Origin of the sequence: Allohahella marinimesophila (genome assembly GCF_039538005.1) — a bacterium.
Taxonomy (GTDB): domain Bacteria; phylum Pseudomonadota; class Gammaproteobacteria; order Pseudomonadales; family Oleiphilaceae; genus Allohahella; species Allohahella marinimesophila.
Genome location: NZ_BAABBO010000007.1, coordinates 93,136 through 119,172, shown reverse-complemented (window position 1 = coordinate 119,172; position 26,037 = coordinate 93,136). Strand labels below are relative to the sequence as shown.

The 26,037-nt window shown below is 55.2% G+C and carries 25 protein-coding genes; 10 read left to right on the top strand and 15 right to left on the bottom strand.

What is annotated here, in order from left to right; all coding sequences use genetic code 11:
* Positions 1 to 36: 36 nt before the first annotated feature.
* Positions 37 to 1,038, bottom strand: a complete 1,002-nt coding sequence (locus ABD735_RS06205; RefSeq protein WP_344804410.1) for an isopenicillin N synthase family dioxygenase — start codon at positions 1,036 to 1,038, stop codon at positions 37 to 39.
* Positions 1,035 to 2,168, bottom strand: coding sequence for an oxamate carbamoyltransferase subunit AllG family protein (locus tag ABD735_RS06200; protein ID WP_344804409.1), 1,134 nt, complete (start codon positions 2,166 to 2,168; stop codon positions 1,035 to 1,037). Before ABD735_RS06200 ends, ABD735_RS06205 begins: the two co-directional genes overlap by 4 nt.
* 246 nt (positions 2,169 to 2,414) lie before the next feature.
* Between ABD735_RS06200 and ABD735_RS06195 the strand changes: the two genes are divergently transcribed.
* Positions 2,415 to 3,467 carry a hemolysin family protein gene (locus ABD735_RS06195; RefSeq protein WP_344804406.1) on the top strand — a complete coding sequence of 351 codons (1,053 nt, stop codon included), beginning with the start codon at positions 2,415 to 2,417 and terminating at the stop codon, positions 3,465 to 3,467.
* Here ABD735_RS06195 and ABD735_RS06190 read toward each other — a convergent pair.
* From ABD735_RS06190 to ABD735_RS06175, 4 genes are all read right to left on the bottom strand, one after another.
* Positions 3,451 to 3,954 carry a DUF6174 domain-containing protein gene (locus tag ABD735_RS06190; RefSeq protein ID WP_344804404.1) on the bottom strand — a complete coding sequence of 168 codons (504 nt, stop codon included), beginning with the start codon at positions 3,952 to 3,954 and terminating at the stop codon, positions 3,451 to 3,453. The genes ABD735_RS06195 and ABD735_RS06190 overlap by 17 nt on opposite strands.
* A 104-nt stretch (positions 3,955 to 4,058) precedes the next feature.
* Complete coding sequence (locus tag ABD735_RS06185) at positions 4,059 to 5,147, bottom strand: calcium/sodium antiporter (protein ID WP_344804402.1); 1,089 nt, start codon at positions 5,145 to 5,147, stop codon at positions 4,059 to 4,061.
* Between the two features lie 19 nt (positions 5,148 to 5,166).
* A complete protein-coding gene (gene nhaD / locus ABD735_RS06180) occupies positions 5,167 to 6,423 on the bottom strand; it encodes a sodium:proton antiporter NhaD (protein WP_344804400.1) in 1,257 nt (418 codons plus the stop codon).
* Positions 6,424 to 6,571: 148 nt separating this feature from the next.
* Positions 6,572 to 6,970: a hypothetical protein gene (locus tag ABD735_RS06175; RefSeq protein WP_344804398.1), complete on the bottom strand. Its 399-nt coding sequence runs from the start codon at positions 6,968 to 6,970 to the stop codon at positions 6,572 to 6,574.
* A 208-nt stretch (positions 6,971 to 7,178) separates the two neighbouring features.
* Between ABD735_RS06175 and ABD735_RS06170 the strand changes: the two genes are divergently transcribed.
* Complete coding sequence (locus ABD735_RS06170) at positions 7,179 to 10,151, top strand: EAL domain-containing protein (protein ID WP_344804396.1); 2,973 nt, start codon at positions 7,179 to 7,181, stop codon at positions 10,149 to 10,151.
* On the opposite strand, the gene ABD735_RS06165 is transcribed toward ABD735_RS06170, so the two are convergent.
* Positions 10,099 to 10,860, bottom strand: a complete 762-nt coding sequence (locus ABD735_RS06165; protein ID WP_344804394.1) for a MauE/DoxX family redox-associated membrane protein — start codon at positions 10,858 to 10,860, stop codon at positions 10,099 to 10,101. The two genes, ABD735_RS06170 and ABD735_RS06165, sit on opposite strands and share 53 nt — an antisense overlap.
* A 215-nt stretch (positions 10,861 to 11,075) precedes the next feature.
* Here ABD735_RS06165 and ABD735_RS06160 point away from each other — a divergent pair, with 215 nt between their 5' ends.
* On the top strand, positions 11,076 to 11,870 hold the full coding sequence (locus ABD735_RS06160) for a substrate-binding periplasmic protein (RefSeq protein ID WP_344804392.1): 795 nt from the start codon (positions 11,076 to 11,078) through the stop codon (positions 11,868 to 11,870).
* 16 nt (positions 11,871 to 11,886) lie between these two features.
* Here ABD735_RS06160 and ABD735_RS06155 read toward each other — a convergent pair whose 3' ends face one another.
* Positions 11,887 to 12,519 carry an SDR family oxidoreductase gene (locus tag ABD735_RS06155; RefSeq protein ID WP_344804390.1) on the bottom strand — a complete coding sequence of 211 codons (633 nt, stop codon included), beginning with the start codon at positions 12,517 to 12,519 and terminating at the stop codon, positions 11,887 to 11,889.
* Between the two features lie 138 nt (positions 12,520 to 12,657).
* Positions 12,658 to 13,410, bottom strand: a complete 753-nt coding sequence (locus tag ABD735_RS06150) for a pseudouridine synthase (protein ID WP_344804388.1) — start codon at positions 13,408 to 13,410, stop codon at positions 12,658 to 12,660.
* A 105-nt stretch (positions 13,411 to 13,515) separates the two neighbouring features.
* On the opposite strand from ABD735_RS06150, the gene ABD735_RS06145 reads away from it, so the two are divergent.
* Positions 13,516 to 14,517, top strand: a complete 1,002-nt coding sequence (locus tag ABD735_RS06145; RefSeq protein WP_344804386.1) for an alpha/beta fold hydrolase — start codon at positions 13,516 to 13,518, stop codon at positions 14,515 to 14,517.
* Positions 14,518 to 14,562: 45 nt separating this feature from the next.
* Here ABD735_RS06145 and ABD735_RS06140 read toward each other — a convergent pair whose 3' ends face one another.
* Together ABD735_RS06140 and ABD735_RS20125 are read right to left on the bottom strand one after the other, a co-directional pair.
* Complete coding sequence (locus ABD735_RS06140; protein WP_344804384.1) at positions 14,563 to 15,951, bottom strand: PepSY-associated TM helix domain-containing protein; 1,389 nt, start codon at positions 15,949 to 15,951, stop codon at positions 14,563 to 14,565.
* Positions 15,952 to 15,991: 40 nt separating this feature from the next.
* Complete coding sequence (locus ABD735_RS20125; protein ID WP_425548579.1) at positions 15,992 to 16,471, bottom strand: DUF2946 domain-containing protein; 480 nt, start codon at positions 16,469 to 16,471, stop codon at positions 15,992 to 15,994.
* 174 nt (positions 16,472 to 16,645) lie between these two features.
* Here ABD735_RS20125 and ABD735_RS06130 point away from each other — a divergent pair, with 174 nt between their 5' ends.
* Both ABD735_RS06130 and ABD735_RS06125 read left to right on the top strand, forming a co-directional pair.
* The gene (locus tag ABD735_RS06130) at positions 16,646 to 17,407 is read left to right on the top strand and encodes a substrate-binding periplasmic protein (RefSeq protein ID WP_344804380.1); all 762 of its coding nucleotides are present in this window, start codon (positions 16,646 to 16,648) and stop codon (positions 17,405 to 17,407) included.
* Between the two features lie 130 nt (positions 17,408 to 17,537).
* Positions 17,538 to 19,313 (top strand): PilZ domain-containing protein, encoded by a 1,776-nt coding sequence (locus ABD735_RS06125; RefSeq protein ID WP_344804378.1) that lies wholly within the window; start codon positions 17,538 to 17,540, stop codon positions 19,311 to 19,313.
* Positions 19,314 to 19,351: 38 nt separating this feature from the next.
* Here the strand turns inward: ABD735_RS06125 and ABD735_RS06120 are convergent, their stop codons facing one another.
* Positions 19,352 to 19,864, bottom strand: coding sequence for a TIGR00645 family protein (locus ABD735_RS06120; protein ID WP_344804376.1), 513 nt, complete (start codon positions 19,862 to 19,864; stop codon positions 19,352 to 19,354).
* Between the two features lie 161 nt (positions 19,865 to 20,025).
* On the bottom strand, positions 20,026 to 20,214 hold the full coding sequence (locus ABD735_RS06115; protein ID WP_344804374.1) for a CsbD family protein: 189 nt from the start codon (positions 20,212 to 20,214) through the stop codon (positions 20,026 to 20,028).
* 188 nt (positions 20,215 to 20,402) lie between these two features.
* On the opposite strand from ABD735_RS06115, the gene ABD735_RS06110 reads away from it, so the two are divergent.
* From ABD735_RS06110 to ABD735_RS06100, 3 genes are all read left to right on the top strand, one after another.
* On the top strand, positions 20,403 to 21,080 hold the full coding sequence (locus ABD735_RS06110; RefSeq protein WP_344804372.1) for a tRNA (adenine(22)-N(1))-methyltransferase: 678 nt from the start codon (positions 20,403 to 20,405) through the stop codon (positions 21,078 to 21,080).
* Between the two features lie 471 nt (positions 21,081 to 21,551).
* Positions 21,552 to 22,313, top strand: a complete 762-nt coding sequence (locus ABD735_RS06105; protein ID WP_344804370.1) for an SDR family oxidoreductase — start codon at positions 21,552 to 21,554, stop codon at positions 22,311 to 22,313.
* A gap of 98 nt (positions 22,314 to 22,411) precedes the next feature.
* A complete protein-coding gene (locus tag ABD735_RS06100) occupies positions 22,412 to 22,783 on the top strand; it encodes a nuclear transport factor 2 family protein (RefSeq protein WP_344804368.1) in 372 nt (123 codons plus the stop codon).
* A gap of 106 nt (positions 22,784 to 22,889) precedes the next feature.
* Here ABD735_RS06100 and ABD735_RS06095 read toward each other — a convergent pair whose 3' ends face one another.
* Both ABD735_RS06095 and ABD735_RS06090 read right to left on the bottom strand, forming a co-directional pair.
* Complete coding sequence (locus tag ABD735_RS06095; protein WP_344804366.1) at positions 22,890 to 23,324, bottom strand: ABZJ_00895 family protein; 435 nt, start codon at positions 23,322 to 23,324, stop codon at positions 22,890 to 22,892.
* Between the two features lie 66 nt (positions 23,325 to 23,390).
* Positions 23,391 to 23,945 (bottom strand): DUF1415 domain-containing protein, encoded by a 555-nt coding sequence (locus ABD735_RS06090; RefSeq protein WP_344804364.1) that lies wholly within the window; start codon positions 23,943 to 23,945, stop codon positions 23,391 to 23,393.
* 308 nt (positions 23,946 to 24,253) lie between these two features.
* Between ABD735_RS06090 and ABD735_RS06085 the strand changes: the two genes are divergently transcribed.
* Positions 24,254 to 25,990 (top strand): sensor domain-containing diguanylate cyclase, encoded by a 1,737-nt coding sequence (locus tag ABD735_RS06085; RefSeq protein ID WP_344804362.1) that lies wholly within the window; start codon positions 24,254 to 24,256, stop codon positions 25,988 to 25,990.
* Positions 25,991 to 26,037: the final 47 nt, after the last annotated feature.

The window sequence follows — 26,037 nt, the reverse complement described above, 5'->3', positions numbered from 1 at the left end:
CCATTGGGAGTTGAATGAACGGTGGATCCGTATCGCTCAGCCTTGTGCCTTTGCGATACGGGTCTGCCGGTACTTCTCAGCACGATAGTCGCCAGAGCTCACGGGAGGATATTTCGCCTCGCCAGCGGTGGCCACGCACTTGATGATCGTGTCGTAATTCGGGTGATGGAAGAATGCTATCGAAAGCCTTGAACACTGGGGCACACCGGCCGGTGGATTCACGACCCTATGGGTATTCGACACCCAGCGATCGTTGGTCCAGCGCATGAGCAGATCACCGATATTCACGACAAAGCTGTCAGGTGCCGTTTCAACGTCTACCCAGTTGCCCTGGCGGGTCTGTACCTGCAAACCGCCTGGCGTGTTCTCGCCATTGAGAATGGTCAGCAGACCGTAGTCGGTATGTGCGCCAGCCCTGAGCTGCCTGCTTTCCGGGCTACTGACCTGTGCGGGGTAGTGATTGATGCGCATGGCGGTGATGTGGCGGTCAATCTTGTCATCGAAGAAGTGTTCATCGAGCCCGAGTCCCAGCGCCGCAAGTCCCAGCAGCTTGGACGTCAGGGTTTCCATCGCCGCATAGTAAGCCGCGGCAGAGTCGGCCCACCCAGGCGGCTCATCCGGCCAGATATTGGGTACGAAATACTGTTGTCCTTCCGGGCTCGTGTAATAGGGTTCATCCGGCCACTGCTCGCGACCGAAGTGATAGTACTCCTTGAGATCCGGGGGCGTAGCGTCGGCGTTGCCGTGGGCCAGGGCTTCGAAACCCAGTCCTCTGTAACCTCGCGGGGTGTCGACATGAACTGGTGCCGAGCGCTTTTTCTGCTCGAGAGGCTGGTTGAAAAAACGATAGGACTGGTCTCGAAGGTCATCGATAAGTGCTTTGTCGACGCCATGACCGGTGATTGTGAAGAAACCGATTTCGCGGCAGGTTCGGTCGATCTCGTCGCCCGTTCGCTGCCTGTCTTCGGGACCGCCCTCGAAGGCAGCCGACAAGTCGATGGCGGGCACTGTGGCTATCACTGGAGAAACCTGTTTCATGGGTGGCTACCTGCAGAAGACTTGAGAAAAGTATCGAGCGCTGGACGAAAGAAGCCTTTGCCAAGCAATCCGGCTTGCGGTCCTTCGCCTAGCATTGCCAGGTGAATCAGCGGCGATACACCGCTGGACAAGATTCGTTTGACCGACACCAAACCCGTTTCAGGATCGATGACAGCGTCCGCAATGGTGGCATGATCTGAGGGCAGGTAAGCTGCCCAATCGGCTAGTAGTGCGGGTGCCAGATGCAGTGCCTGGCCGCCAAGACCACAGAAATCAATTACCGCGCTATCGCCAATGGCGCCGAGCACTGCCCTGCCCTCCAACCCCGGTATTGTAGGACCAATGGGCGCACTGGCAGGAGATACGCTCCAGGTTTTACTGCCCTTGAAGCGCACACCAAAACGGCGACCGTTTCCGCCCACGGCATCAAGGTCAGTGCTGCTGGTCTTCAGTACCCAGGCACTTGCAGCCATGAGAATTGGCAGAACAAATGCACCATTGGCCCTCAACTGCTGCTGAGCGTCGGAAGGCGCTTGTGCGAGTGCATCTATAAAGGCTTCATTGGCATTGCCGACCAGGGCATGGCAGTCGTTTCCCCTGGCCAGCGCGCTGGCGACAACGGAGGACATCGACACCGGCCTGACCTTGATGATTGGGTCGAGAACCTCTAGTCCGAATTCGGAGACCCGTTTCAGGTTTGCCCAGCACTCAGGATCGAATGATCCGAAGCGCAGAGCTGGTGGAGGCCCTTCCACGAGTGGTGCATAACAGAGCCTGGCGTCATTGCCGACAATAAAGACCGGCATGGACGCCGAGACCACCTGCGCTAGCGGTGTGACGACACCGAAATCCTGAGCAGGTAGCAGTTTCACATCGTTATTGGCGAGGCGCTGAGCGGCTTCGACCGGATCGGCAGCCAGGCCTTCGAAAATCATCGCAGCCACAACAGCGTAATGAACGGCATTCGGCAAGTCGTTCAGCGGCAATGGAGGACCCGCGTGTAAAAATATCAGGGGGTCAAGCGCAGGCAGGACATCTTTGAGCCTGCTGATGCCACGAAGCTGACAGCCTTCGAATACAGCGGATTTGAATGCAATGTCGTGCGCGCCTTGGGCGGCTGTATCTTTCATGTTGCCCCCGTGAGGCCGCAGCAGTATCAGGACCTGAACTGACGAATAAAACGAAGCCAGCCAGTGTTAACCTGGCTGAAGCAGTTTCCATACCAAATTAGTATGTACACAAACTATATTTTTCAAGCTGTTGTTTTGAATTGCCTTATTGCCTTTCATCGTTACATAACCTAGATATTTCGGGTTCATCTTATGGCGATCTGTGTGCACCTAATTAGTTAGTGCACGTAGTAATGCACTGCTGTGGTGCAGCGAGGGCCGATTCCGCCTGCCACTTCGAACCGCTATTCTTCGAAGAATTCAGTTGCCGGGCTTTCAAATGGACATCCAGAGCCGAAGCGGCTGGCGCTACTCAATCCGGAAGGCATTTCTTCGGTGCTGTCATTGCCTATGAACATGCTGTCGCGCATAGCTCGGCCCCTGGTCTGGTTCCTGATGATTTCGACTGAAGCCGTGCTCAGGCTTTTGAGAGCAAAGCGACCGGTGGAAGACCCTATGGTGGAAGAAGAAATTCACTCGTTGATGCAGCAAGGCACCGAAGCGGGCGTGATGGATAAGGCCGAGCAGGTGATGATCAGAAATGTGCTGCGCCTTGATGACCAGCGCGTCGGTAACATCATGACCCTGCGCAAGGAACTGTACTTTATCGACCTCGATGACAGCTTTGAAGAAAATCGGCGCAAGGTGGCGATTAGTCCGCACTCGCGTATCCCGGTGTGCAGGGGCGGCATCGATCACATGATTGGCGTGGTGTATGCCAAAGATGTCCTCAACAAGGTGTTGTCGGATATCGAGCCGGAGCTGGCCTCGCTCGTGAGGGCAGTGCTGTTCATTCCTCGCTACGCGACCGCGCTCAAGCTGCTTGAGCAATTCAAGACATCACATAGCCATATTGCCATAGTGGTCGATGAACATGGCGACACCAGCGGCCTGGTGTCGCTGAACGATGTATTAGAGGCCATCGTCGGCGATCTGCCAGAAAATGAAGAATACGAGCCCGATTTCGTAGAGCGGGAGGATGGCAGCTGGCTGGTGAGCGGACTGGTTGATATCAGCGCCTTCAAGGCGCACTTCGATCTGAGACATCTACCGGAAGAAAAGGATGGTCAGTATCACACGCTGGGCGGAATGATACTGACTACGCTGGGCCATCTGCCGCGTATTGCGGACGTGGTCGAGCTGCCAGGCCTCAGGGTCGAAGTGGTGGATATGGATGGCAATCGTGTCGACAAACTTATGGTGACAAGGTTGAGCGCGCCCTCCGATGAAGGCGCCCGACACCCTACTGAAAGCCACTGACCTCGAAACCAGACTCTTCGTCCACAAAATTGTCGTCGTAGTCGATGAATACGCTTTCGGGATAGCCCCGAGCATTATTGTAAGAGGCCTCAACCAGGGCAACCTCCGCTGCGTAGGCGTCCTTAATCTCCTGAAAAAGCCCGTCAACGGTAGGCAGTTCAGCGAGCTCTTCGGCCGAAAGGTATTCACCGTTAGGCTGGTAGAACGCTGACTCGACGGCATCATCCCTGACGATGATGACCACTGGTGGTTCCGGATCGCAAAAACAGATCCTGGTCAGGGTAAATTGGTAATCATCGAGGTCTGCAGCGTTCCAGGCCGCCTCGGCGGATGCCAGGTCTGCGATGACCGGGGCTTCGGGCTCGGCTACCGGCTCGTTAGCTGGACCTGTGATCTCCTCATTCCCCATCTCATTGCGGCCGTCACTCTTGCTGCAGCCTGCCAGCATCAGGACAAGCGTAATCGCTGTTATAGTTTTTCTCATCATTGCCTCTGTGTGGACATCATGAATGAGTCTCTCAGGATGCAGCAGAAGCCGTCCATAGCCCGGATCGCCGATATTTGTCCATCTCGCTTAAAGAGACGCAGGACCTACTGCTGACGTTGGGTAATCCATGACCGCCCGCCAAGGACCACCAGCGTGACCACAGTCAACGGAGCAACATACCAGACAAGTGCGGTCTGGAACTGTGCAAATGCCGGTGTCGCCGTCGCATACATGATGAGATAGGTGGTGTAGAGGATGTAATACACCAGAAACAACAGACCTTCCCAGCGATTGATGAGATAGCCAGAAAAAAAGACCGGCAGGCAGGCAAGCGCTACCGCGATCATGACCGGAAAATCGAATGCCAATGCACTGGCGGAGACATTCAGTGGAATAGGCGACACCAGAGACGCCAGGCCAAGCACAGCCAACAAATTGAAGACATTGCTCCCCACCACGTTGCCAACAGCGATGTCGCGCTCGCCTTTGACGGCGGCCGTTATGGACGTGGCCACTTCAGGCAATGAGGTGCCCGCGGCAATGACTGTCAGGCCAATCACGAGCTCGGACAGCCCCAGAGCGCGGGCCAGGGACACGGCCCCTTCCACAAGAAAATTGGAGCCTGTCACCAGCAGCACCAGACCAGCAAATATCAGCCCAACATTTGTCAGGGTCGCGTTCGGCCGAGGCTTTTCATCCAGGCCGTACTCCTTACTGAACTCATCAGTTGCCAGTGCCGTTTCGCGACGGCTGCTGACAATGAGAAACACGGTGTAGGCAATGATCCCGGCAAACAGGATGGCACCATCGGGACGCCCCAGCGCACCGTCGTACGCCAGGGCCATGGCCAGCACGCTGGCGACAATCATCACTGGCACATCCAGTCGGATGAGCTGGCGTGAGACGACCAGCGGTATGATCAGAGCCGATACGCCGAGAATGAACAGCACGTTGAAAATGTTGCTGCCAACGACGTTTCCGATCGCAATATCTCCATTACCCGAGAACGCGGCCTGCACACTCACTGCCATTTCTGGCGCGCTGGTACCAAACGCCACCACAGTCAGGCCAATAACCAGTGGCGAAATTCCGAAGGTCGCTGCAAGTCGGGCTGCGCCCTTCACGAGCACTTCTGCCCCGCCTACCAGCAGTATCAGTCCAGCCAATAAATAGACGAATGTCATTGTTGTCATCGCGCAAGCTTCCTTTGGCTTAGATCTGTATAAGCTGGTTGATGGCGTAAACACCGGCGAAGCCGAGACTGTAGGCAGCCAGCAACAACGGTGTGTAGCGCATATAAGCAGAGAAGGTCAATCCAGGCACCTTGCTCATGGCCACGATACCAGCCGCTGAACCAATGACCAGCAGGGAACCGCCTACACCGACGGCATAGGTCAGACCCATCCATTCCGCAGGACTCATTGCCAGACCGGATTTCAGAAGCGCGGCTGTCAAAGGCACGTTATCGATAGTGGCCGACACAATACCCATGAGAAAATTCGCAGCGGCTACAGGTATGGTCTCGTAGACCTGTGGCAGCGCGTCGAGCACCTGTATTTCCTTGAGCATACCGACCAGTAGCAGTATGCCGAGGAAGAACAGCAGGGTCTCAAATTCGATCGTACGGATGTATTCGAGAATGGGGTCATTGTCGTTATCTTCGTTAAAGAAGCGCGCGACCAGGAACATGATCGAAAGTCCCGTCAGAAAGGTCAGTACTGGTGGTATCTGGAACAACATGTTACCGCTGATGGTCGACAGGATCGTGACCATAAAGACACCGGCTATGGCCAGATCCACCTTGCGCAGATCAGTCTGATGGGACTGGATCTGGACCTCGCCCGTCATGCCTATGGAGAGCACTGTCGCGAGAAACATCACGGCCGCAAAAGCAGGTATCGACAGCAGCAGCAGACTGGAGATGTCCACCTTGCCCGCAAGGAAGATCATGAGCGTCGTGACATCGCCGGTAATCAGTGCGACGCCACCAGAGTTGACCGCAAATACGCAGAGCGTGGCAAATTTGATGGTGCGAACACGGTCGAGCTTGAGTGACAACACCAGGGCGACTGATACGAGTGTGGCCGTGATGTTGTCGGCGAGTGAGGAGAACAGAAAGCAGAAGGTTCCGGTCACGAACAGAAGCCCGCGCTCACTGATTCGCCTGGGAAGCACCAGATACACCAGGTTTTCAATGAGCCCCTTCTTGTTCAGATAGGCCACGAAGGTCATGGCGGCAATCAGGAACAGCCATAAACCGGCAATTTCAGTAATATTTTCCGTGAGGCCGTGCAGCACGCCGTCCCGCTCAGGGCCTGCTGGCGCAAAAGCGATCAGCAGCATCCACGAGATGGTGCCGAAGAACAGCGTGATCTTGGCCTTGCTCACGTGGGTCTTTTCTTCGAAAACGACGCCCGCCAGGGCGGCCAGCGCAAAAATGATCAACAGGTAAAACAGAGTATCCGGCATTATTAAGGTCCTGATAGCGAATTCTGTGCAAGCTACTGGAATTGTAAACGGCGGGGGCAGGACCAAGCGCGCAAGGCCACACCGTCGAACCGTTCAATGAGATTATTCAGATTTGGAGCGATGCTGCCTTGAAACGTAGCAGCGAGAACTAGCGGGGTGGCGCCTGAGGCTGACAGGGTATGGTAGCGATAGCCGCATTGGGCAAGTCTTTCGCAGTGTGGGCGACATGAAAATGCATGGCAGAAAAGCCGGAAGCTGGCCATGCAGACAGCAGGCGGAGCAAGGGTGTGAGTAAGTCGTCAAACACGTCCGGGTCAGAGGTTTCGGCGTGGCTGAGTCGCTGAGTGAGCAACAGCGCTTCGCGGAAGGCGGCCTTGATATGTCCGGCCTGCCCTGCATCGGTTCGCTGCCCCTGTGTAAACTCCCGATCGCCATGGGAGAAGGCTGACACGCCGCCGCTGAAAAAAACGACGACGACCAGGCACAGCATTGCAAGCAGCGCGCGAAGATCAGAGCGAAAAGTAGTCGGCGGCGGCAGAGCGATCATTAAAATTCCGGCCAGGACCGGTAGGTGGAGCGTTCGAGCGAACGGACGCCGATATGATCTGTTTAAATTCCTGAAAAAGCCATAGGTATAAAGAGCAAAGCTGTTGTTAACAGGCTGGGTGAAGCCCCTCACAAAACGTAACAGTACAAGCGGACACGCCGCCTATACTCAAACATAGAAGCGTTATCACCTATTTCTGAGAGTCCAGATGTATTTGCGTGCCCTGCTGTATCGTTCCCGCCTTGTTCTGCGGGTTCTGGGAACCGTAACCACCCTCTTCTTTGCCCTTAGCCTTCCGGCTTTGGCGAAAGACGCTGTGCCGTTGAGTATCATGCCCGATGACGCTGGTCTTCCGCTGGGCGCTCATGTGGTGTATCAGATCGATCAGGATCGCAATCTGGCTGCCGATGAAGTCCGAAAGCTTGATCAGGGCTGGAACAGTCTGGCAACGGATAATCTGAACCTGGGATTCACCAGCGACGTCGTCTGGCTGCGCTTCAAGCTGGAAAACGATTTCACGCTGTTGCGCAGTATCTACCTCGATATCAATTATCCGCTGCTTGATGATATTCAGTTCACGCTGTTCGAAGCGCGCACAGGCGAGCCTGTTCAGTTTATTCAGGCAGGCGACGACCTGCCTTTCGCGCAGCGCCCAATTCACTTCCCGAATTTCGTTTTTCCGCTGGCGCTGGAGCCGCTCACCGATTACGTCGCGGTCATGCGTATCGAAACCACTTCGGCGATGCAGGCACCGCTCACCCTCTGGCACCCCGATGCGCTGGCTACTGAAAAGTATGCCGAAGGCGAATTGTTTGGGGCAATTATCGGCATGATCGCCATCATGGCGCTGTATAATCTGTTTTTGTGGCTATCGATTCGGGAAAGCGCCTACTTCTACTACTCGCTGTGTCTCGTCGGCTATAGCGGCGTGGAAGCCAGCCTCACAGGCGTGTCATATCGGCATGCCTGGCCGAATTCCCCACAATGGGCTCAGATCAGCGTCGTGGTGTCAGCCGGCATAGCGCTATTTGCGCTAGCCATGTTTACCCACCGCTTTCTAAAACTCGGTGAGCGCTCGCCCGGGCTTGGCAAGGTGTTCTACACCCACGCCCTACTCTGCCTCATAGTTGCTGCGCTGGCATTCCTGGTACCCTATCAGATCGCGATTCAGCTCGCGCTGGTCATGGTCGCAGTGGTCGCTCTCAGCACTTATGCCGCTGGCATCTACTTCTGGGCCTGGCGACGAGTGACCGACGCTCGCTATCTCGTGATTGCCTTCACCCTGTTCACGGTGTTCGCCGTCTACCTCATTCTCAGCAAGTTTACCCTGGTGCCGCGTACCTGGCTGGCAGAGCACGCAATTCATTTCGGGGCGATTTCAGTGGTAGCCCTGCTCTCGTTTGCGTTGGCAGACCGCATCAACCGGGAGAAGCTCGCTCGTGAACAGGCGCAGAAAAACGCCATTGCGAACCTCGAGCGCTACCGCATCATTCACGATGAGTCGATGGAAGGTCGATTCCAGATCGACAGCAAGGGCCGCTTCACATCGGCAAACCCAGCGCTGGCCAGAATTTTCGGCGCGAGCAGTCCGGATGCGCTTATCGTCCATCACCCTGATTCACGAGCCCTGATGCCGGCTCGGCGGGAAAAGCTGCACGAATCCATGGATCTGCTAACCCGCTTCGGCAAGCTTGATGGCTTCGAGGCAGAATGCCGCCGTATGGACGGCAGTCTGTTCTGGGTCGCGGTGTATGGTCGAGTGGTTCATGATCCCGATACCAGGGAGCCGATCCTGGAAGGCTCCCTGGTCGACATTACAGACCGAAAGGCTGGTGAGCAAAAGCTCAACTACCTGGCCAGCCATGACACACTGACGGGTCTGCTGAATCGCCTCAAATTCGACAAGCGACTTCAGACCGCAATTCTGAGCGCAAGCCGTCTGAATGACAGTCACGCGCTGCTGCTGATGGATCTTGACCAGTTCAAGATTGTCAATGACACCTGCGGTCACAGTGCTGGTGATCAACTATTGAAGCAGATCGCCATGCTGTTTCAGCGCCACATTCGCAGTAGCGATTCGCTCGCCCGCCTGGGCGGCGATGAGTTCGCGATTCTGTTGCACGACGTGCCCCTGCCCGAAGCCGCCGAGACTGCTCAGCGGCTTCGCCAGGACGTGGCTGACTACCGATTCAATTGGGAAGACAAAATTTTCAACGTCGGTATCAGCATCGGCGTCGTGCCCGTGATCAAGGATGCCGGCACCGTCGGCGAACTGCTCAGTCTGGCCGATACGGCCTGCTATGCGGCGAAGGATGCTGGTCGCAACCGTGTCTTTGTTCACGATGAGGAGAGTGGAGAGATCGTGAGGCGTCAGAACGAGATGGAACTGGTCGCGGTCATTCGCGAGGCCATCAGCAACGACGACCTGATCCTGTATCATCAAAAAATAGCGACTGTAAAAGGCGGCGCAGTCAAAGGCGAGCGATATGAGCTGCTGGTGAGAATGCGAAGAAACGGAGAAATTCTCTTGCCGGGTGCCTTCCTTCCAGCCGCAGAGCGCTACAACATGATCATCGAACTCGACCGCTGGGTCATCGACACCTACTTCCGCTGGCTGTCAGAAAATCCTGACAAACTCGAAGGGCTCGCCCAGGCTAACATCAACCTCAGTGGTCAGTCGGTCGGAACCACAGAACTGACTTCATTCATTCTGAGTGCGTTCAAGCGTTATAATATTCCAGCAGACAAGATCTGTTTCGAGATTACAGAAAGCGCCGCTGTAGCCAGCATCAACGAAACGCAAAGCCTGATAGCCACTCTTCGTGAGCTTGGCTGCCGTTTCGCACTGGACGATTTCGGTAGCGGATTTGCCTCCTATGGTTACCTGAAGAGCTTGCCCGTGACCTGCCTGAAGATAGACGGCTGCTTCATTCGTGATCTGTTGACAGACCCCGTCGATCAGGAAATGGTCTCGTCCATGACCCGGGTAGCGCATGCCATGGGATTGGAAGTGGTCGCCGAATATGTCGAGACAGCGGGCATCATGGAACGGCTCGGCGAACTCAAGGTCGACTATGCTCAGGGCTGGCACATACATAAGCCTGAGCTGCTGGTCGACAGAAAATTGGCTATTTCATCATCATCCATAACGCCATGGCGATCATCATCAGGTTTTCGGTAAGCGAGACGAAGCCTAGCGGCACATTGCTGTTGCCGCCGACACAGGCGCATTTGATCTCGCGTTTGTCTATGTAGACCGCCTTGAATACCGATACCGCTCCGACGGTACCGATAAAGAGCGCGACGGGTACCGACAGCCAGGTTAACGCACCGGCAATCATCAATATGCCGGCCAGCGCCTCCCCGAAAGGATAGATATAGCCATAGCGGACTACCTTCTGTGCTAGCAGGTCATAGTTGAGAAACATGGTTGAAAAGCTCTCAAGATCCTGCAACTTCTGAATGGCCAGAATGCACATCGACATGGCGATGAACCATTCAGCGGCCCTGACCGTTAACAGCTCGCCGTAAGCAGCCCACGAAGTGGCCAGCGCCATGAGCGCAGCCGTAGCGAAGATTGCGACGACCGGCTTGTAGCTTGTCGCGCCCTCTTCTGGCACGTCTTCCCCAAAATGCTCACGCAGCTCGTCATATCCTCCGATACGCTGGCCATCGATGAAGGTCTGAGGCGTAGTCTCCACGTCATGCTTGGACTTGAAGGCTTCGGTCTCATCTCGAGAGGTCAGATGATGGTCATCGACTTCAAACCCGTTCCGCTCCAACAGGTCTTTCGATTTGAGACCGTAGGGACACAGATGCTTGTCCATGACCATACGATACAGACTAGCCTGCTTGTTCGCGTGTTCGCTCGTGCTCGTGCTCGTAGCCATCGTCGATCTCCCTTGTCCCCTTTTGTTTACCTGTATAGCGGCATCGGTGGCAGAACAGATCACTCTGCTGACAGTACGAGCGCGACCACTCTCCCCTTTGCTCGGGTACAGTTTTCAAGCTGGAGGAGAGGAAACAATGGACCCGTTGTAGAGTCAGCCACTGGAATTGGCAGACGGTCGCGATTCACGCGTTACCCGGATTTCCCGAGGGCGCCATGCCACGAGTTCTACTCATTCTATTCTGCTGCTGCGCTACCTGGGCGAATGCAGAAAAATTTCTCGTAGCTCTGGAAGATGCCGACAATCGCCCGTATGAGTATCGGGACCAGTCCAAAACCCTCACCGGGTTCCATATCGAGTTGGTGCGCGCTGTCGCATCCAGCCTGGGATGGGATGTCGCGTTCATCGCCCTGCCCTGGAAACGGGTCATCTCACAGCTTGAGAACAATAGCGTAGACGCCGCTATCTATGTGGCTGCCAGTCCAGAAAGGGAGGCGTTTGCCAAATTTCTTCCGGACAATCTGCTACATGTCAATGGCGCCACACTCTACATCAAGAAGTCCCGCGCAGACGAGATCACGTTCCATCAACCGCTGGAAGCATTTGCCGACCGCTGGCATATTGGTTTTCCGGATGGCTACTACATGGGGGAACGGATTCAGACGCTGATAGACAAAGGTGACTCCGTCAATACCGCCACGGTGAATCAGTCACGTTTGTTCAATATGCTTCAGACCGACCGATACGATGCCGTATTCGGTTCGATCACTGCGCTGTCTCTCGCTGTCAACTCACTCTTTCGGGATGAACTGCAAGCGCTCGAAAACTCGACATTTCTTGCCACTAAAATGTATATCGCCTTTCCCCGGAACAAGGACTCAGTCCAGGCGGACCAGTTTGCCCAGGCCTACCGAAGCTTCCGTAAGCAACCCGCCTACGAGGTGCTGATTCAACAGTTCAATATTGGCGCCACCAGGCCTACGGAAGTGGATTTCAATGCCCTCGATTGAAAGGATCAAAGTATTTTCAGCCAATAGCTTTTTCGATGGCCTCTTCGCCCTGATAGATATCAACAATCTCATTCAAAGGGGCGCCTTTCCTGAGGGTCTCAAGAATCACACTCGCGACATCTTCTCGCGGTACTTTCTGGTCGTCTGACTGTTCAGGGACCGTGGTGGTGATTCGACCACTGCCATCGACGTCGGTCAGCTGACCGGGTCTCAGTATCGTATAAGGCACACCGGACTGGATCAAACCTTCATCAGCCAGGTGCTTGGCGATGAGGTAGGGACGCATCGCTTGCGGGCCCGCCTCAGGGTCGCCGGCACCCATTGAACTGACCATGACGAACTGTTCGACTCCATGCTTCTTTGCCTGAGCCACTGCTTTTCTTGCGCCCCACAGGTCGACGAGAAAGGTCTTGTCGAGCCCGGTATCCGGCCCCGAGCCGGCACAGAATACTACCCTGTTGCAACCCTCGAACACATGCCCGAAATCCTTTTCGAGATCGGCTTCTACAATCTCGATACCTTCGTGCCTTTCGAGCTTCGACTTGTCTCGCACCATGGCGACGGTGGGAATGCCTGCTTTCGCCAGCATGGGTACCAGAAGCTTGCCTATATTGCCGCTGCTGCCTATCACTAGGGTTCTCTCGTTCATATCGATATTCCTTTATGGGTCCGACCTGCGCGCCGGCAGATCGGATGAGAAGTTAGTGTGGGTTACGGCGCTACGGCGCCGGTTGGATGATGACGGCGCAGTCATGTACGCTTCGATCCTCAGACCGAGACATTTGAGTCATTCCCTTCGCCCAGGCCAAATGCTGCAGTCAAAAACAGACAGCACCTGAAGGAAGCTGGCTTCCGGGGCAGCCTTGAGATGCAAGCGTTCTCGCGTCACCGGGTGCTCGAAAATCAACTGCGTTGCCGCCAGCATGAGACGGCTCTGTCCGAAGCGCTCAGCAAAGTAACGATTGTGACGCCCCCGTCCGTGATTCGCATCGCCAATGATGGGGTGGTTGATATGCTTCAGGTGCCTCCGGAGCTGGTGTTTGCGGCCGGTCTCCGGCTGTAGCTCGACCAGACTGTAACGACTGATCGGATAGCCTTCAATTTCGACTGGAATTTCCGTTGTCGCCAGCCGTCGGTAATTTGTCCTCGCCTCGCGAATGGGTTGCGGTTCCGCCTTGCGTCGTCGGTCCTCAGGCTCCTCTCGCAGCGGGTGATCGATCATCCCGCTCTCGGGGCACCACCCCCTGACCATGGCAAGATAGGTCTTTTGAACCGCGCCGGACATCAAGTTCTGCCCCAGTTGACTGGCCGTTTGCGGGTCACGGGCGAATACCAGCAATCCTGATGTCGGCCTGTCCAGACGATGAACAGGATAGACATGCGCGCCATCGTTCATCGACCTGGCGTACTGCAGCGCAAATTCGGTTTCATGCCGATCGATCGGGCTACGATGCACCAGCAAACCAGCCGGCTTATGCACTACCAGCAGCCACGCGTCGCGGTAAACTTCGGTCAGTGGGTTGTGAACTGCCTCAGTCATGATATTTTCTCTCTACTACACTCAGCTCCAAGGACGACAAGCATAGCCCTGACGAACCAGTGCCTGCTAGGCTGGACATACATACCCATTCGGAGAACAGTCTTCATGCAACGCCTGCTTCATACCCTGTTACTCGCTGCTGCTCTACCCGCCCTGGCGGCTGACGAGCCCGCCTACGGGCCGAGACTTGAAGGCTTCGACTATCCTCATCCGGTAAAAAAGTTCGAGCTTGATTCGCAAGGCCAGACGCTGGAGATGGCCTACATGGACATCAAACCCGCGAAGCCCAATGGAGAAACGGTGGTCCTTCTGCATGGCAAGAATTTCTGTGCAGCCACCTGGGAAAGCACCATCACGACGCTGACTGGTGCCGGTTACCGGGTCATCGCACCAGATCAGATTGGCTTCTGCAAATCCAGCAAACCTGAACACTATCAGTTCAGCTTTCACCAGCTCTCAGCAAACACCTCGGCTTTGCTGAGTTCGCTTGGCATCGAGCGGCACAGCGTCATGGGACACTCCATGGGCGGCATGCTCGCGACTCGACATGCGCTCCTGAATCCGGAGCAGGTCAAGCAGCTCATACTCGTCAATCCGATCGGACTCGAAGACTGGATTGCCAAGGGCGTCCCTTACAGAAGCATCGACAGCTGGTATGAAAGTGAGCTAAATGCTTCTGCCGAGGGCATGCGAAAATACCAGAAGAGCACCTATTATGCGGGGACCTGGCGCCCTGAGTTTGATCGCTGGGTAGACATGCGTGCGGGCATGTTTCGTGGCGAGGGCCGCGAAGCCGTAGCCTGGAACTCGGCGCTGACCTACGACATGATTCTGACCCAGCCCGTGGTATACGAATTCGACCAGCTGAAGCCGCCTACCCTCCTGTTGATAGGTGAGCAGGACAATACCGCTGTAGGCAAGGCTACAGCATCGCCAGAGCAGCAGAAGACCCTGGGGCAGTATCCACAGATCAGCCAGGATGCTGCGGAGCGAATACCGAATGCCACACTGGTCAGCTTCGAAGATCTCGGTCACTCACCTCAGATCCAGGCACCCGAACGCTTTCACGAAGCCCTGCTCGGCTATTTGCAAGGCAGCGACAGCTGAGCATGCTAAAGACGAACCGGCATGATGCCGTGTTTGGTTCGAACATCATTCCATCAACACGGGCTGCGTTGGTATCGATCGCTGCCCAAGCCAGGCATCGATCAGGAGAAATATCAGGAGACTAACGCCCATAACTGGCGCGAATATACCGAGCATGAACGCTACTATCGTCATGGCCAGCATGGCAATGGGCGAAGCCTTGCGCAGGTGGGTCATCACCCGCTTTGGATCAGCCGAAACACGGCTGTTCAGCGCAGGTCGCCGAAGCCACCACATCCGGTATCCCAGTGCGACGAGGACGCATAAGGCCAAGGCACAAGCGGCTACAAAGAGCTGGTTGGGCCAACCAAACAGAATACCCATGTGGGCGTCGATGCCCCAGCGGGTGAGCTTGGCGGCAAGGGGAAATTCTTCGAACACCTGCTTATCAACGACCGTCATGCTTCGAGGGTCGATAGCCACAGCGTCAACCTGTGTAGGCCAGCGACGATCGATCTCCTTGACCACCCAGGCACTGTCCGCATCGGCTGCTGGCCTGATTTCCAATAACGCCGCATCGATGCCTGCCGATCGCGCTCGCGCGAGCATCTCATCGAAGAGTGCGGGCCTATCGGTCAGCATCGTCAGTCGCGGACTCTCCGCGTGATGACCTTCATGATGAGACAATTCGGAGCCAGTATTGCCGGGACTGAGGGAAGTACTCAGGCCCGGTGTGCTCCAATCCAACTGGGCGCGGAGCGAGGCAATATTGGCACCCGCCCACTTCGACCATGTCAGGCCGGTAACAGAAAAAAATACTAAGGCGACACAGAGTATGACGCCAAGTGTACTGTGCCAGCGCCGCAGTCGACCCCGAGCACCTTCGGCTTTCGCCGCCCGATTCTGCCCACGTCGATGCCACCAGAGCAACACGCCACCCAGGGCGACAAGCCACAGCCAGGAGGCAGCCAATTCACTGTAGTAGCGCCCAACTTCACCCAGATGAAGCTGCCGATGCAGATAGTCGATCCATATACGAAAAGGTAGCGTGCCACTGGTGCCGTAGACCGCGAGGCTACCGCGGACCTTCAATGTTGTCGGGTCGACAAAGATAGCCTGATGTTCAGAAGGGGCGAGGCCATCTACCGAGAACATGACGCGAGTGGTCTGGCCAGGCGCTGGTGCGGGGCGAACAGCTGACAATACAGCGTGTTCACCAATAGCCTCGCGAGCGACCTCTACCTGTGCCGCCAGTGGACGATGTTCGCCCGCCTGCACAGCTGTCAGTTCCGTTTGGTAGAGCCAGTTTTCGATCTGGGGTGTCAGTGCAAACAAGGCGCCCGAAAGCGCTGCTATGAAAATAAAAGTTCCGACGAGCAGACCGGCGTAAAAGTGCAGACGAACGAGCAGAGGGTATTCCCAGCCTTTATCGCTGGTTTGATTATGGTTCAGCATGGCTATCCTTGAACTTGAATTGAGAAGGTGTAGTCCGGGTTCAGGCCATGACAGGTGGAGCGCGGGTGGGTGAGTCTGGAAAGACCGGAGCTTTTTTCGGGAGGGAAAGCCAGGAGACTGTCCCGGAGCCCATCGACGCCAGCTCAAGGCGGTGAGTTGACAGATCCGGCGGCGTAATCGGGGGTGTTGTCGTCAGAAGTGCGCAGTACCCACACTCATTGTGCTTGGCGTGATCAGTCGCAGGCGACGAAGCTGGTGAGTCCGACTGCCTGGTAGCAAAGTCATGATGATGCGAATGATGTTCAGTCGAATCCTGAGCATCATCGGATTGATGCAGGTGGGATAAAGCAGGCGACGCAGGCTGATCGCGGCGCGCATTCTGGGTTTGCGTCAGAATTGGTGCTAAATAGATGAGCAGGACGGACAGCAGGGCCAGCCAGGCAGTCAATTGGTGGAGCCGTCTTGCCTTCAAACCCGCCCGCCTCTGGCTTCGAACTTTTACAATGACTGAAGCAGCCATGCCCGAAGTCATACTAGAGAAGGCGCCGAGTAGAATCCAGCGAGATCTGTTGTGGCGCTGTCGGCGCCGACAAACAAATGGGCATGCTGAGCCATCACAGTCATTGATCAATGCGGTTTACGGTGCTATCTCTTGTAGAATTGTTGTCACCGTAGTAACTCTGAGAGGATGACCATGCTGCAGAGACTGGTTCTTGTGACATTGTTTATCACGCTCAGCTCTAAAGCCACCGCCTGTACCAAAATTCTTCGCTGGAATGACGACCCACCTTTTTCCTTCATATCGGCAGCGCATCCTACACTCCCTATTGGAATCAATATCGATGTCGTGCGCGAGATTCTTAGCGAGATGGACTGCAGCCTGGAACTGACCAAAATGCCCTGGGCTCGTGCGCTCGAAGCATTGAAAGCAGGCAAGATCGATATGGTGGGAGGCGCATTCCGAACTGCAGAGAGAGATACCTTTGCGCTATTTTCATCGAAAGACTTCCAGTCACCTAATCGGCTCTTCCAACAGACAGCAGCTTTCGACAGATGGCAAGTGGGAGCACTGGCCGATATTGAGGACAGTGAGTATCGCCTCGGCGTTCAGATCGGCGTGTCGTACAGCAGTGAGTTTGAACGACTGCGCACGAGGGCTGGTTTCGAGAAACAGCTCGTAGCCGTCAACGAACGCGAATCGCTGTGGAAAATGCTGGCGATGGGACGGATTGATGGCGTCATTGCAGATGAACTCACTGCCCGTGCAGAGCTCAACTCGCTTGGCCTCGGCTTGGTCATCGGCCCAACTGACCTCATCGTAGCTGATGCACCTTCCTATTTCGCTTTTTCACGAGAGACCACCTCGCCCGAATTCGTGGAGGCCTTTTCGGAACTGCTTGAAAATATGCAGAATGATGGCAACTTCGATGCGATTCTTGAGAGATACCTCGACTGACAGTACCAATATCGCCTTAGCACCGTTTTATCTGCGGTTTATTCCATTTAAGTCTTTTCACTCCAGTCTGACAGGCCTAGTATTAGATTGAGTCGGTCTATGAGCTGACCGGCCACGGAGGGTCCGTGCCATGGTCGCTATTCACATCCTCGCCAGCGCAGTCATCCTGTTTCTGGTCATCCTGCCCCGCTTCAACCGTTGGCCTGGCAACGAATCTGAACGTTTCAGCGGCAAGCCGTCCGAGTACATCAGCCGGGGCAAATATTTTCTCTACAGCAGCATTTACCTGAGTACATTCGTTCTGTTTGCCTTTGCGTTGAGCCAGCTGGAGAACGCGGAGGCCATTTCGGCAAGCATCACGCAGACTATTCCGTCGCAGTTCACCGACATCCTGGGCAACAGCTCATTCACAGCATTTCTCATCATGCTGACGGCCTTGCTGGCGGTCCCACGAATCAACGAAGTCGATGAGCGCTGGCGCAGCACGTTGTTTTCACTGGCACGCCTTCCTCGAGATGCCCTCGAATTGAAGGTTCGTCTCTCTGCGAGCCTCTGGAAGATCAATCTCGACGGCCAGCGTATGCAAGCGATTATCGATAGATTCACTGGCGATAGTGATGGCATCTTCTGGCAGACAGTCGTCGACGGTCAGGGTGATCAGCAGACTTCTCCGTTAGGTAAGGCACTGCTCAAGAGTCTGTATCTGGCAGCCATCAATCATTTGTTGCATCCGACCACGCCGGATATCGAGGACCTGACCCGCATCGAAAAACGCCTGGCCGAACTAGCCACCATATTGCCCAGAGTCTCGACGGACACCTCCCGGACACAGTTACATGAGTATCAGATGGAGCTCGACAACCTGACGGACGACCTTACTGAAATACTGGCAAAAAATGCGGTCCGGCATTACCCGGATGGCAATCGACGTCATTCGATGCTACTTCAGTACGGCCTCGTCATCGAGTATCTCGACCATAAGGAACCTGACTACCAGCCATTTATCCTTGCCATAGCCGGAATGCTTGCTGCGTGCGTAGTCGTCATAACGCTAGGTCTTCTGGCCTTTGACGAGGCTGGCGTCAGCCCGCCGGGTCGACCAGGGGCCGCGAGCTGGTTTGAGCTCGAACGTATCACAGGATGGTCCCTGGGCGGGTGGACTTCCTACGTGATCGCTGCCCTGTTCGGAATCTTTTTCAATGAGGTCATCTCGAGGAAGCTGGGACCGGGAAACTGGATCGCCTACCTTCTGGCCTTCCTGTTCGGCACACTCGGCGCAGGCATATTCTTTACGCTCGCTCGTGAAAACTTCAGTCCGCCCTTCGTCTGGTTATCGATTTCCTTTGGCCTGTTTTCGGCCGTGACCATCGCCAGCTGTAACCGGCATTATGAGACCTCACGAGAGGTCATCGTAAAGGCGGTGCAAATCTCCATCGCGTATGGCCTGATCACGGGCTTGCTGCAACTGTTGACACACCTGTCGTTTCGGGGAATGGAGACTACGGGTATCAATGTGGCGGCCTTCCTGCTGTTCGGCTTCTTCAGGGGTTTTGCGGTCGCCTTCCTGCTGTCCTATCTGTTTCTTGAGCATGAGCGGCATCGCGTAGTCGAACCTCAGCGCAAGAACCCCAGACTGCGTTTTCGCCGGAAAATCGAGGGTGTGATCGGTGGCAGCAAGACAGCACTCTACATCAGGGACCTGTCAGAGAAGGGTACGCTGGCGAAAGTGCCCTCTGAAGCAGCTATTCGCGAGGGAGACGATGTCCGACTTCAATTCGGCTTTACAGATTTGCGAGGCCGGATATTGTCGGTGAAGAATCACCTTGCCCGCATCCGCTTCAATGATGAAGATCAAAATCTGCATCAGCTCAGGACGTATATCCACGAGCGTCTCAAGGAGGCCTGAGCTAATGCGGACGGGCCACCAGGCACTTCAACCTCTGGTCAGTGATCCTTCTTTCTGGACTCGGAGATCCAGTCAGTCAGCGCGAAGAACACGCCGGACAGGACAAAAGTGAAGTGAATACCGACTTTCCATGCGAGCTGCTCTGTCGTGAATTGGTCACTGACAAGAAAAGCCTTGAGGAGCTCTACTGCCGAAATGGCCACGATCGCACCGATCAGTTTCAGCTTCAGGTCCGCGAAGCCCACACGCCCCATCCAGGCCGGACGATCCTCATGCCCCCCTACGGAAATCTTCGACACGAAGTTTTCGTAGCCACTGAAGATAATAATCAGCAAAAGACTGGCTATGAGGGCGGTATCGACCAGCGTGAGAATTGAGATGACAGCTTCGTATTGATCGGCGGTCCAGGCATTCATCACCAGCAGGGCCAGCTCTTTCATGAACTTCACCAGCAACACGAGAATTGCCGCGATCAGGCCTACGAAAAATGGCGCCAAGAGCCAGCGGCTCGCAAAAATACCTGCTTCGATCTTGCTTTCCAACGAACGCATTCATTCTCTCCTGAGTATGTCATCCTGCAGTCTGCATCTTAACTTCGCCAGCGCAGACAGCAAGCAGCAAAACGCAGCAATGAGTTGGAAAGATCAGCTAACCGAAACCGCAAACGAAAAAAAAGCAGCCTGACGGCTGCTTTCTGTAGAGACGGGCTGGATCAGCTGGTAACGGATTTCACTGTATCCTTCATCTTGCCTTTGGTCTCTTTGGCATGACCTTTGGTATTTTCAGCCTTACCTTCAGCTTCGGTATCCTTGTCATCAGTTGCCTTGCCGAAAACTTCTTTGGCCTTACCTTTTATCTTATCGATAGTACCTTCTGCCTTATCCGTATTTGAGTCTTTCATACTAACCTCCTTGGTTTTGGTATCGATTCAACACCCCTAAGATAACAATGACTTAGCCACTTCGGCCACTTACGATACCTTAACATCCGTCTCCTCCCGGACCTCGTACAAACGAATTTGGGTCAAGAATTTTTAATGGACCATTGCGGCGACAGTATCAGATTCAGACTTGTAAAAGGATTTTTGACTTGAGGTTTGGTAAACGACTGAGGCAAATCGAGGCCATGGTGGCGCCGGGATACGATCATATCTGGGACTGCTGCTGCGATCACGGTCTGCTCGGGGCGGCCCTGCTGTCGGGCGCCGTGGCACCCCACATTCACTTCGTGGATATTGTTCCGGAGCTGGTAGAGGCCCTCGACTATAAGCTTCAGCGCTTCGACACACAGCCAATATCTGCCTGGACGACCCATTGCGTCGATGTCAGGGCGCTACCGCTGCAGCAGTACCCAGGCCGTCATCTCATCGTCATTGCCGGCGTGGGTGGGGCTTTGACCGGACAGTTCATCGAGGCCATTCATCAACGTATACCTCAGACCCAAATGGACTTTCTCCTCTGCCCAGTTCGACAGCAGTTTTCGCTGCGAGAGCAGCTGATCCGGCTGGCATTCAGTCTGAAAGACGAGGTGCTGATTGAAGACAGGCAGCGCTTCTACGAAGTTCTTCTGGTCTCCTCCGATCCAGATGAAGGCGAGCCTATTCACAAAGTCGGCAAGGCCATCTGGCAGGCGGACACTGCCGAAAAGCGTCAAGCTATCGAGGCGTATCGGCAGCAAACCCTCAGGCACTACCAGCGCATGCAAAGCGGCTCCAATATGGAGATTCATGATATTCTGGAAGCTTACGGGGCCGTACCAAAAGCGTAACACTGCGGCAGTCACGCTCGGTCATTATCTCCCCGATAACGGACTGAGCACTCGGATAGTCAGGCTGAACCCTCCGGTGGACTTCTCCTCAGCCGGCCAAGTTATACCTGCCTAAACCGGATCTCATAGCCTTGCTTGCTAGTCGTGAAGCCAGCTGACTGGTAAAACCGGTGGGTCGCGGGATTTTTAGTTCCTGTCATGAGCGCATGCTTTTTAGCACCCGGCCTCTGCAGCGTATTGGACAGCGAAATCGACGACAGAACGCCCTCGACCTCTTCGGGAGTGACCTGCCCTGTGACTAATGGTTTCTCTTCCAAACCCAATCTCTACTGGCTGCGTTATCGATGATATTGTCTGCTAGGATACTCCCGAATGCGGTTAAAGTTGACCTGGGCACATTCGGTAACTGGATATACAGACGCCGTGACCGTGGGACGCTTCCAATGACATCCCTAAAATCAGGAAAACAAGATGACAGAACAATTCAAAGGCAAGGTGGCGTTGGTAACCGGCGGCGCAGCTGGTATCGGGCGCGAAACTGCAGAGGCATTCGCTCGCAACGGCGCTCAAGTCGTCGTTTCAGATGTAAATGCGCAGGCCGGTGAAGAAACGGCCAGCGCTATCAGGAATACCGGCGGTAAAGCCATCTTCATTGCCTGCGATGTCAGCCAGGGTGAGCAAGTCGAACAGCTGATCACTGGCACGCTAGAAGCCTATGGCAGATTGGACTTCGCCTTCAATAATGCTGGTGTCGAGTTCGAGCAGGGCAAGTTGGCCGATGGCGACGAAGACACCTTCGACCGCATCATGGACATCAATGTGAAAGGCGTCTGGCACTGCATGCGGCATGAGATCAAGGCCATGTTGGCCCAGGGCGGTGGTGTGATCGTCAATACGGCCTCTGTCGCAGGCCTCGGCGCTGCGCCAAAGATGAGCATCTATAGTGCCAGCAAGCATGCGGTGATTGGATTTACGAAATCCGCGGCGGTCGAGTATGGCAAGAAAGGCATCCGCGTGAATGCAGTCTGCCCCGGGGTCATCGATACCGAGATGTTTCGCCGTGCCGCAGAGCTGGATCCGAAAAAGGCTGCCTACGCCGCAGCCATTCATCCGGTAGGCCGTATCGGACAGAGCAGTGAGATTGCTGCCGCTGTGTTGTACCTCTGCTCTGAAGGCGCTGCATTCACGACTGGTGTTGCGCTGCCTGTGGACGGGGGTGCCACGTCGATCTGATCGATATTTTTTTGAGGCTGCTGTCGATATGTGGCTCCCCTGGACGACTATAAGGTGAAGTCACACTTCTACACCAAGCATAGCCTTCAGGAGGCCCCATGAAAGATGTGAAAAAGTTTCTTCGGGAATTCAACAACGCCTGGGCACAACCGGATCTCGATACCATCCTCTCCAGTGTCACCGATGACATACGGTTTCGCATGGCCAACAGCGACGAAGCAGTCGAAGGCAAGGCGGCCTTCGCTGACTGGCTGAAGTCTATGGACTGCAGTGACAGCAAGGCAAACATCAATATAGAACGTCTGATTGTCGACGGCGATAGCGCAGCGCTGACCGGCGACATCACCTTCACCGGGAAAGACGCTGGAAAACACTACGCCTTCTGCGACCTGTATACCCTGAAAGACGATCGCATCTGCGAAATTACCGCCTACTGCGTGAGGGTTGGCGAAAGCCTCGAGAGAGAATAACGCCGAAATTCAGCGGCGAACACCGTTGTGTGTTCGCTGAGGACAGTGCACGCAGGGCATCGAATGGCATGCAGGGAATGCTTCTCGCCCAGGTCCAATCGAGCACTCAGATTTTGCCCTTCTTCTGAAGCGCCTCGAATTGCTTGCGGGCCATGTAACCGTATACCAGCCAGAGCACGACAAGGTTCAGGAGGCAGACAAAGGCTATTACACCCAGAAGAATGGTCGTTGGGATGCTATTGAGGCTTTCAAGAGTCGCCGTCCCGCCCGCCAGCATCACCGACAGGATGAACAGGGCCACGGACACAACGAGCGAGGCCAGAAACGAGCTCATGACCAGTATTCGTTTTTCTCTGGCATCGGGCGGTCGTTTGTGATCACTGATGAATTTGCTCACAGCCAACAAGGCCGCACCCATCAGGGCCCCCATGTTGGCGCCGGTGTTCGACTCACGCTCGAAATAGCCGAGCACTATGGCTATTGCGATCAGCAGCACCACATAGGCGACCGTGAAGCGAAGCAGGTATTTCTTCAAAGACACTGAGTTCTCCGTTGCAGTGGTCATCGATAGAATCGGGGCTGGCGAAAGTTGGAATCGATTATCTGACTATCTACCCAAGCCCAACAATGCCTTCAAGCGTTCCACACCCATCTCGTTCATCAACGCAATGTTCCGCTCCGGAATGCCCTCAACATCAGGATATTCGTCGATCGCCTTTTCCAGGCTGTCTTCACGAAGAATGTGCAACATCTGCACTGGCGAGCGATTGGTATAGTTCTCGGCGTCGTCCGGGTGGGTGCCGCCGAACTGGTAATCGGGGTGGAAACTGGCCACTTGATAGATGCCTTCCCGATCAAGGAGATCGAGCAAGCCGTCAGCTTCGGCAAGAAAGTCGTTGTATTCGCGGAAGTCAGCGAGCACATGGGGATGAATCAACAAGGTAGTCTCAATGCTCTCGTCTTCGTCAAGCAGCATCAGCTCATCCTTGAGCGCATGCAGGAGCTCTGACTCGCTGGAGGCTTTCGTCACGCTGAAGCGGATGCGGTTCTTCACCAGTTCGCGTTTGGCGAAGGGGCAAAGGTTCAAGCCAACGACCATGGTCGTCAGCCACTGCCTTACTGAGTCAACGATGGCATCGTCGACGGTGGTATGTTGGTTCATTGCTGGCCCCCAGGTGTCGACACAGTGTTGCACTGCGCGCGGGTCTCGGCAAGCAAGCTTGTCGCCAGCGTTTGAAAAGCTGGCTGAAGGTTCAAACATTTCCCGAGAGCCCGGCAGAATTCTCGACTGTAGCTATAGTTATCATCATGCCTGGTCCTTATCCGATCTACCATCCAACCGCTAAGCCGGTCCCTTCGTGCATGAATCCTGAACGTTTTTTTCTAGCGGCCTTGGTGGCTTGGCTTATGATAGCCAGTAGCCTCGTGTCGGCTGAACCTGTTGATGCACCAAGCTTAGAACTAAACTCAGTGCTAGCACCACGACTGTCGCTCGGCAGCCAGTTACATTATCTGGAAGACCCAGAAGGCTCGCTAACGCCTCTGGACATCATTCAGAATGGTGCCGCGCTGAAATGGGAGCGCGGAAACGAGAAAGTGCTGAATTTTGGACTGACTGAATCAGCCTACTGGTTTTCTGCTTCGTTGAGCAATCCAACCAGTGAAAGCGTGCACAAGCTGGTGCAGCTGGCTTATGGCCTGCTGGATCACGTCAATTTCTACCTGGTGTACAAGGGCGAGATCGTCGATTCTCTCAGCACTGGCGATCAGTATCCGATCGAGAGTCGCGAAGTCTACCATCGTCACTCCCTCTTCCCGATCGACGTGCCAGCCACTAGCGAAGTCCAGCTGTTGATTCGCGCGCAGACGAGTGGGGCCCTTCAGGTGCCACTGGACCTCTGGGATGTGTATGCCTTCTTCGAGCACGAACAGATCATGCTCCTGATTCACCTGGTGTTCGTCGGTGTCGTGCTGGCCCTGGCCATCTATAACTTCTTTCTTTTCCTGGCGGTTCGCGACTGGAGCTACCTCTGGTATGTACTGAGCCTGCTCTGCATCAGTTCGGTCACACTCATTCTTCAGGGTCTCGCGTTCCAGTTCATCTGGCCGAACTGGCCGCAGTTGAACAACGGCTCCATCGTACTGGCGACGACGACGGCCCTGGTATTTTCCAACATCTTTGCGTACACCTTTCTTCGACTGGATCGCTACGGGGCCGTGATCAAATGGACCATTCGCAGTGTCGTTGTCATCGGAATTGCGCTATCGCTCCTCACCTTCGTGATGCCGGACGGATCGCTCGTCATGGTAGCTTCGCTATTGTCAGTGGTGGCGGCCCTGTTTCTGTTCGGTACTGGTGTCTATGTCTGGCGCGCCGGCGATGTACTGGCGCGTTTCTACACCGTCGCCTGGTTCATATTGCTGGGTGGCAGCGTGCTTGTACCGCTGAGCAAGATCGGCTTCCTGCCGCGGCATCTGTTGATCGAGCATGCTCAACAATTCGGTATCGTTGCCGAGGGTCTTCTTCTTTCATTTGCCCTGGCCTACCGGGTGAACATGGAGCGCAAGAAGCGCTATCTTGCACAGGCAGAAGTGCTGCAGGTGCAGCGCAAAGCGAACGATGAGCTGGAGCAGCGCGTCAGGGAGCGTACCAGTGAACTGGAACTGGCGAATCAGAAACTCATGGAAGTCAGCTCCGTCGACGGCCTCACTCAGGTCAAGAATCGTCACTTCTTCGAGCAGACGCTCACACAGGAGTGGAGCAAGAGCACGCGAGCCGCTGGCGAAATGAGCCTGTTGATGATCGATGGCGACTACTTCAAGAGGGTGAACGACACTTACGGACATTTGTGCGGCGATGCCTGCCTGCAACATCTTGCGCAGATCTACGAACAGTCGGTCACCCGAGCTGGTGACTGCGTAGCGCGTTATGGTGGCGAAGAGTTCGCGATCCTGCTGTGCCATACCACGCTCGACGGCGCGATGCTGATCGGTGAGCGGGTGCGATGTGCCGTGGCAGAAACGCCTTTCGTGTGGGAGGGTCACACCGTCTCACTCACGGTCAGTATCGGTGTAGCCAGTTGCATACCTGAGCGTTTCGAAGAAGCCAGGAGTCTGATCAAGCGTGCCGATGAGGCCTTGTACGCGGCCAAGCATGCCGGTCGAAACCGTGTAGTTGCGTATGGCAGTGGTGGAGATAACGCGTAATGATCCGAACCTGCCGCTAACGAGTACTGTTTGTGGCTTTCGCTTCA